3 protein-coding genes and 1 pseudogene are annotated in these 7,295 nt (G+C 68.9%); all 4 read left to right on the plus strand.

What is annotated here, in order from left to right; translation table 11 throughout:
* A pseudogene (gene dnaE / locus ACFWPJ_RS19605) lies at window positions 1-2,331 on the plus strand (DNA polymerase III subunit alpha); the annotation flags it as partial.
* A 200-nt stretch (window positions 2,332-2,531) separates the two neighbouring features.
* Complete coding sequence (locus tag ACFWPJ_RS19610; RefSeq protein ID WP_378853276.1) at window positions 2,532-4,526, plus strand: hypothetical protein; 1,995 nt, start codon at window positions 2,532-2,534, stop codon at window positions 4,524-4,526.
* A gap of 150 nt (window positions 4,527-4,676) precedes the next feature.
* Entirely contained in the window at window positions 4,677-6,428 is a 1,752-nt protein-coding gene (gene treZ / locus ACFWPJ_RS19615) for a malto-oligosyltrehalose trehalohydrolase (protein WP_378853278.1), read from the plus strand.
* 76 nt (window positions 6,429-6,504) lie between these two features.
* Window positions 6,505-7,295: serine hydrolase domain-containing protein (locus ACFWPJ_RS19620; protein ID WP_378853280.1), on the plus strand; the 791-nt coding region annotated here is incomplete at its 3' end.

Below are 7,295 nucleotides of genomic sequence, written 5' to 3' on the forward strand. Positions count from 1 at the left end.
TGGGGGTACCACACCCCCTCGGGGGTTTCGAGCCCCTTTATCTATATCGATTTCGACGATCGCCGCCGCGTGTAAAGGGTCCGATACGCCACCGACAAATGGGCCAGCGACCGCGTCGCCCAGGTGATCACCTTCGGCACCATCAAGACCAAGGCCGCGATCAAGGACTCCGCGCGAGTCCTGTTCGGCCAGCCCGGTTTCGCCATCGCCGACCAGATCACCAAGGCGCTGCCGCCGCCGATCATGGCCAAGGACATCTCGGTCTCCGGCATCACCGACCCGGAGCACGAGCGGTACAAGGAAGCCGCCGAGGTGCGCGAGCTCATCGGCTCCAACCCCGACGTCGCCAAGATCTACGAGACCGCCCGCGGCCTGGAAGGCCTGATCCGCAACGCCGGCGTGCACGCCTGCGCGGTCATCATGTCCTCGGAGCCGCTGACCGACGCGATCCCGGTGTGGAAGCGCGCGCAGGACGGCGCGATCATCACCGGCTGGGACTACCCGTCGTGCGAGGCCATCGGCCTGCTGAAGATGGACTTCCTGGGTCTGCGCAACCTCACCGTGATCGGTGACGCCCTGGAGAACATCAAGGCCAACCGCGGCATCGATCTCGACATGGATCACCTGCCGCTCAACGACCCGGCCACCTACGAACTGCTCGCCCGCGGCGACACCCTCGGCGTGTTCCAGCTCGACGGCAGCGCCATGCGCGATCTGCTGCGCCGGATGCAGCCCACCGGCTTCGAGGACATCGTGGCCGTGCTGGCGCTGTACCGCCCCGGCCCGATGGGCATGAACGCCCACAACGACTACGCCGACCGCAAGAACGGCCGCCAAGAGGTCAAGCCGATCCACCCCGAGCTCGAAGAGCCGCTGAAAGAGATCCTGGCCGACACCTTCGGCCTGATCGTCTATCAGGAACAGATCATGCAGATCGCGCAGAAGGTCGCCGGGTACTCCCTCGGCCAGGCCGATATTCTGCGCCGCGCCATGGGTAAGAAGAAGCTCTCGGTGCTGGAGGAGGCCTACGCGGGCTTCCGCGAGGGCATGCTCGGCAACGACTTCTCCGAGCCCGCGATCAAGGCGCTGTGGGACACCATCCTCCCGTTCGCCGGCTACGCGTTCAACAAGTCGCACGCCGCGGGCTACGGCCTGGTCTCCTTCTGGACCGCGTATCTGAAGGCGAACTATCCCGCCGAATACATGGCCGGTCTGCTCACCTCCGTCGGTGACGACAAGGACAAGGCCGCCATCTACCTGTCGGACTGCCGCAAGATGGGCATCACGGTGCTGCCGCCGGATGTCAACGAGTCCGAACAGAACTTCGCCTCGGTCGGCAAGGACATCCGCTTCGGTCTCGGCGCGGTGCGCAATGTCGGCGCCAACGTGGTGTCCTCGATCATCGCCGCCCGCAAGGAGAAGTCGAAGTTCACCGACTTCTCCGACTACCTGAACAAGATCGACGCGATCGCCTGCTCCAAGAAGGTCACCGAATCGCTCATCAAGGCAGGCGGTTTCGACTCCCTCGGGCACCCGCGCAAGGGCCTGCTGCTGATCCATTCCGATGCGATCGACGCGGTGATGTCGACGAAGAAGGCCGAGGCGATCGGCCAGTTCGACCTGTTCGGCGGCTTGGACGACGGCGACGACTCGGTGGCCTCGGTGTTCAACGTGAAGGTCCCCGAGGACGAATGGGAGACCAAGCACAAGCTCGCGCTGGAGCGGGAGATGCTGGGCCTGTACGTGTCCGGGCATCCGCTCAACGGCGTCGAGCACGTGCTGGCCGCCCAGGTCGACACCCCCATCCCGGCGATCCTGGAAGGCGACGTCAAGGACGGCGCGCAGGTGACCATCGGCGGCATCCTGGCCTCGGTGAACCGGCGCATCAACAAGAACGGCCTGGCCTGGGCTTCCGCGCAGCTCGAGGACCTCACCGGTGGTGTGGAGGTGCTGTTCTTCCCGCAGTCGTACTCGGTGTACGGCATGGATGTGGTCGAGGACGCGGTGGTGCTGGTCAAGGCCCGCGTCTCCGTCCGCGACGACCGGATCTCACTGATCGCCAACGACCTCGTGGTGCCTGATCTTTCGGCCATCGGTGTCGCCAAACCGGTCGCGGTGGTCATGACGACGCGCATGTGCACGCCCGACAAGATCGGTGAGCTCAAGAAGGTCCTGTCCCGCCACCCCGGCACCTCGGATGTGCACGTCCGCCACGTCGGCGCGCGCGAGAAGACGACCCTGCTGAAGCTCGACGACAGCTGGCGGGTCTCCCCGTCCTCGGCGTTGATGGGTGATCTGAAGGCTTTGCTCGGTCCCGGCTGCCTGGGCTGACCCTCGGTCATCGCACTGGATCCGCTGGGTCACGGCTACACGGCACCGGCGGATCCCGAAGGGCGGGAGAGGTGCTGCCCTGAGAAGATCCGGCCCGGTTCGTCGACGCGCTGAGCGAGTTCCCCGAGCCGAGCCGATCATGGGTTGCCCCGGCGGGGGCTGATCGAAACACCGCGAACGACGGGCTAGCGTCGAGAGACGTGACGACAGCGACTCGACTCGACTCACCACCGCGGCCCGCGATGCCGTCGCGGCTGCGCGTGCCGCCGCGCCGCGCCGTGCTGCTCGTCGCGGCCGGATTGATCGCGCTCCAGCTGGTGCTGCGTAGCTGGGTTGCCGCGTCGGGGTTCTTCTACTGGGACGATTTCATCCTGATCGGCGAGGTGGGCAGGCATCCGCTGTGGTCGCCTGAGCTGCTGTTCACCAGCCATGACGGGCATGTGATGCCGCTGGCGTTCGTGCTGACCTGGGCGGTGACCGCGGTGGCGCCGCTGCAGTGGGGTGCGGCGGCGGGCGTGCTGGTCGCGTTGCAGTTGCTGGCCTCGCTGGCGGTGCTGCGGCTGGTCGTGGTGTTGCTCGGGACCGGCGCGCGGATGCTGGTGCCGCTGGTCTGCTACCTGTTCGTGCCGTTGACGGTGCCCGCGTTCGCCTGGTGGTCGGCGGCGGTGAACGCGCTACCGTTGCAGATCGCGCTCGCCTGGGTCAGCGCGGACGCGGTGCTGCTCGTGCGGACCGGGCGCAGGCGATACGCGGTCTCGGGTGCGGCGGTGTTCGCGGTGGCGCTGCTGTGCTTCGAGAAGGCCGTCGTCGTGCTGCCGGTCGCGTTCGTCGTGGTGGCGCTGCTGGCATACGTATCGGGCGACGCGGTGCGCACGGCCGCCCGGCGCGGTGCGGCGTTGTGGACGGCGGCGGGCGCGGTGCTGCTGGCCTGGTCGGCGTTCTTCCTGCTCGTCATCCAGCGCCCACGCGGACTGTCCCACCCCGAACAACCCACCGCGCTACTGCGGCAAGCACTCTCGGATGGCTTGGTGCCCGCCCTGTTCGGCGGACCGTGGCGCTGGGAGCGCTGGCAACCGGCCACCCCTTGGGCGGACCCGCCGGGTGTAGCAGTCGCGCTGTGCTGGGTGGCGCTGATCCTGTTCGCGGCATGGACGATCCGCAAGCGCCTCCGGGTCGGCGTGGTCTGGGCGTGCATGGCCGCCTACACAGTGCTGACCGTCGCGCCCGTGGTGGTGCTGCGCGACGGGCCGGGTACCGCGGCCCTGCTGCTGCAGTCCATCCGCTACTTCGCGGATTTCGCCGTCATCGGCTGCCTGGGCTTGGCACTGATCATGATTGCCCCGCGCTATGCACCTCGCGATACGAGAACTGCTGCCGCATCGGCTGATTCGCTTGCCTCATCGAGGCCTTCCCGAAGTCACATCGGCGCTGCTGGCGCTGCTGGCAAAAGCAACGTCGGCGACATGGGCGGTGTGGGTGACCCTCGCGTCGGCGGCGATGCTCGTGACTACTGGGATGCTCGTCGCAGGGCCTGGCCCTGGGGGCAGGAACTTCCGGTGCGGCGCGTCGCGGGCGTTGCGGTGACCGGGATCTTCATGGTGAGCAGTATGTTTTCGACTGTCACCTTCACCCGGTCGTGGGAGCCGAGCCCCGCCCGCACCTACGTCACCGGCGTACAAGCCGCGCTACCTGGCGTGGACGCACAACTGCTGCCGCAGGAAGTTCCCTGGAATGTGCTGAACCCCTTGGCTTTCCCGCAAAATATGACCGACCAGGTGTTCGCCTCGCTCGCCGGGCCCGCCACCTTCGCCCGGTCGACACCGCACCTGCGGATGTTCACCGACGACGGCGATCTCGTCGACGCCCAGGTCTGGTGGAATCGCTCGATCGTCCCCGCCGCCGAACCCGGCTGTGGCTACCGGGTGACCGGAGGAGAGGCGGTGCGGCTGCCACTGGACGGTCCGATGCAGATCCGCGAGTGGACAGCCCAGCTCAACTACCTCGCCGATCGCGACGGCTCGATCGCCGTGTCGTTCGAGGGTGGCGCCGAAACCGTCGCCGAGGTGCGAGCCGGGCTGCATCCCACCTATCTCCGCATGCTCGGCGGCGGATCGGCACTGCGCGTTCGTGCGCTGACCCCCGGCGCGCAACTGTGCTTCGGCTCCGGCCCTGTCGGCGTTGTGGCGCACGACTGAAATCCGCCCGCCCGGTGGATATGTCGCTCGCCCTCAGGCGTCAGCCGTCAGCTCGGGCGGATCGGCTCACGCCGGGCCCGCAATCGGCTCGGCGGCGCGACCAATCCTGGTCGTCCTGCCTGATCACCGTGCGCATGCGATGCTGGGGCCATGAGGCAGTTTCGGGTGTGGGCGCCGGGGGCGGGGGCGGTGCGGCTGCAACTGGACGGGGTGACGCACCCGATGCGGCGCAACGGCGGCGGCTGGTGGTCGGTCAAGGCAGAGGCAGGTCAGGGCGCCAGATACGGCTTCGCCATCGACGACGATCCGACTGTCCTGCCCGACCCGCGCTCGCCGCGTCAGCCCGACGGCGTCCACGAACTCTCCGCCGTCCACGACCTCGATCCCGGTGTCTGGACCGATCAGGGCTGGACCGGCAGGCAACTGGCCGGCTCGGTGTTCTACGAGCTGCACATCGGCACCTTCACCCCCGACGGCACCTTCGACGCCGCGATCGACCGGCTCGACCACCTCGTCGCCCTCGGCGTCACCACCGTCGAGCTGATGCCGGTCAATGCCTTCGACGGCACCCACAACTGGGGCTACGACGGCGTGCTCTGGTACGCGGTGCAGGAGAGCTACGGCGGACCCGACGGCCTGCAACGCTTCGTCGACGCCTGCCACGCCCGTGGCCTCGCGGTCTGCCTCGACGTCGTCTACAACCACCTCGGCCCCTCCGGCAACTACCTGCCGCGCTTCGGCCCCTACCTCACCGGGGGCCGCAACACCTGGGGACAGAGCGTCAACCTGGACGGTCCCGGCTCGGACGCGGTGCGCCGCCACATCATCGACAACGCCCTGCGCTGGCTGCGCGACTTCCACATCGACGCCTTGCGCATCGACGCCGTCCACGCCCTCGTCGACCGCACCGCCACCCACCTGCTCGAAGAACTCGTCGTCGAAACCACCGCCCTGTCAGCACATCTGGGCCGCCCGCTCAGCCTGATCGCCGAGAGCGACCTCAACGACCCCCGCCTGATCACGCCCCGCGCGGCGGGCGGCTACGGCCTGACGGGCCAGTGGAACGACGACCTGCACCACGCGGTCCACACCGCCGTCTCCGGCGAACGACAGGGCTACTACGCCGATTTCGGCTCCCTGGCCTGCCTGGCGCAAACCCTCACCCACGGGTTCTTCCACGCCGCGACGTATTCCAGCTTCCGCGGCCGAACCCACGGCACGCCCTTGCGGCGCGACCTGATTCCCGGCAGCGCCCTGCTCGGCTACACCTGCACCCACGACCAGATCGGCAACCGGGCCGTCGGCGACCGGCCGAGCGACTACCTCACCCCCGGCCAGCTCGCGGTGAAGGCGGCGCTGGTGCTGCTCTCGGCGAGCACACCGATGCTGTTCATGGGGGAGGAATGGGGCGCGCGCACGCCGTTCCAGTTCTTCACCTCGCACACCGATCCGGTTATCGCCGCCGCCACGGCGAGCGGACGCAGGTCCGAGTTCGCCGAGCACGGCTGGGCCACCGACGACGTGCCCGACCCGCAGGACCCCGACACCTTCACCCGCTCCAAGCTCGACTGGGCCGAACCGGCCCGCGAGCCCCACGCCCGGCTGCTCGCCTGCTATCGCGCCCTGCTCACGCTGCGCGGATCCAGGGCGGAGTTCACCGACCCATGGCTGGAACGGGTCTGGGCCGACTACGACGAGGCGCGGCGCTGGTTCGTGCTTCGGCGCGGCCGGATCTCGGTGGTGTGCAACCTGGCCGAGGACGAGGCGGTGATCCCGGTGCACGGCAGGGTCCTGCTCGCCTGGGCGCCCGCCACCGAATCCGGTGCGGGAACACTCATCTCGGGTCACAGTTTCGCCGTGCTCGAAGAAGGTGACGGCGCGGGCACCGTGGTCACCGAGTGACACGTCCAGGCCACGGCTAGGGCACGGTCGGTGTCCGACCGTTGCCCAAGCGAACAGACGACCGTACGGTAATACGATGAGCAACGACGCTTACGGGCAGGACAGTGCTGCCCTTCCGGCCGGTGTGGGCGGTTTCGCCCCGGCCGGATTCGGTCCGCTGGTGCGCGCCTTCGCCACCTTGATCGGTCATCGCCGCGGTGCGGGCGGCGCCCTCGCGATCTATCGGCACGGGGAACCACTGGCTCATCTGTGGACCGGCAGCGCCGGGGGCCGGCCGTGGACGGCCGACACGGCGCCCATCGGGTTCTCCGCGACCAAGGGCGTCACCGCGACCGTCATCCACCGGCTCGCCGACCGCGGCCTGATCGACTACCAGGCGCCGGTCGCCGAATACTGGCCGCGTTTCGCCGCCAACGGCAAGGGCGCGATCACCGTCGCCGACGTGCTCACCCACCGTTCCGGGCTGTCCTCGCTGCCCGCGGTCGCCGCCACCGCCGCCGAATCCCTCGATCACGAGCTGATGGAGGACCGGCTCGCGCTGGCCGCGCCCGACCGGCTGCTCGGCGTCCCGACCTACCACGCGCTCACCTACGGCTGGCTGCTCGCCGGCCTGGCCAGGGCCGTCACCGGGCGGGGCATGAGCGAGCTCATCCGCAGCGAGGTCACCGATCCGCTCGGCATCGACGGCATCCATCTCGGCCGTCCGGCCGCGGGGTCGTCGACCGAGTACGCGCGACTGGCCGGGGCGCACCTGAAGCTGGCGGGCCACCCGATCGCCGCCGGATTCCTCGACCGCGTCGGCATGCGCATCCCCGGCCCGCTCGGTGCCGCCGCGCGGTGCCTGTTCGTCGTTGGTCTCGACAGCAT

It is taken from the genome of Nocardia sp. NPDC058497 (assembly GCF_042720195.1).
Taxonomy (GTDB): domain Bacteria; phylum Actinomycetota; class Actinomycetes; order Mycobacteriales; family Mycobacteriaceae; genus Nocardia.

Coding starts and splice junctions, on each gene's coding strand:
- treZ (WP_378853278.1), top strand. CDS start 4,677: ATGAGGCAGTTTCGGGTGTGGGCGCCGGGGGCGGGGGCGGTGCGGCTG.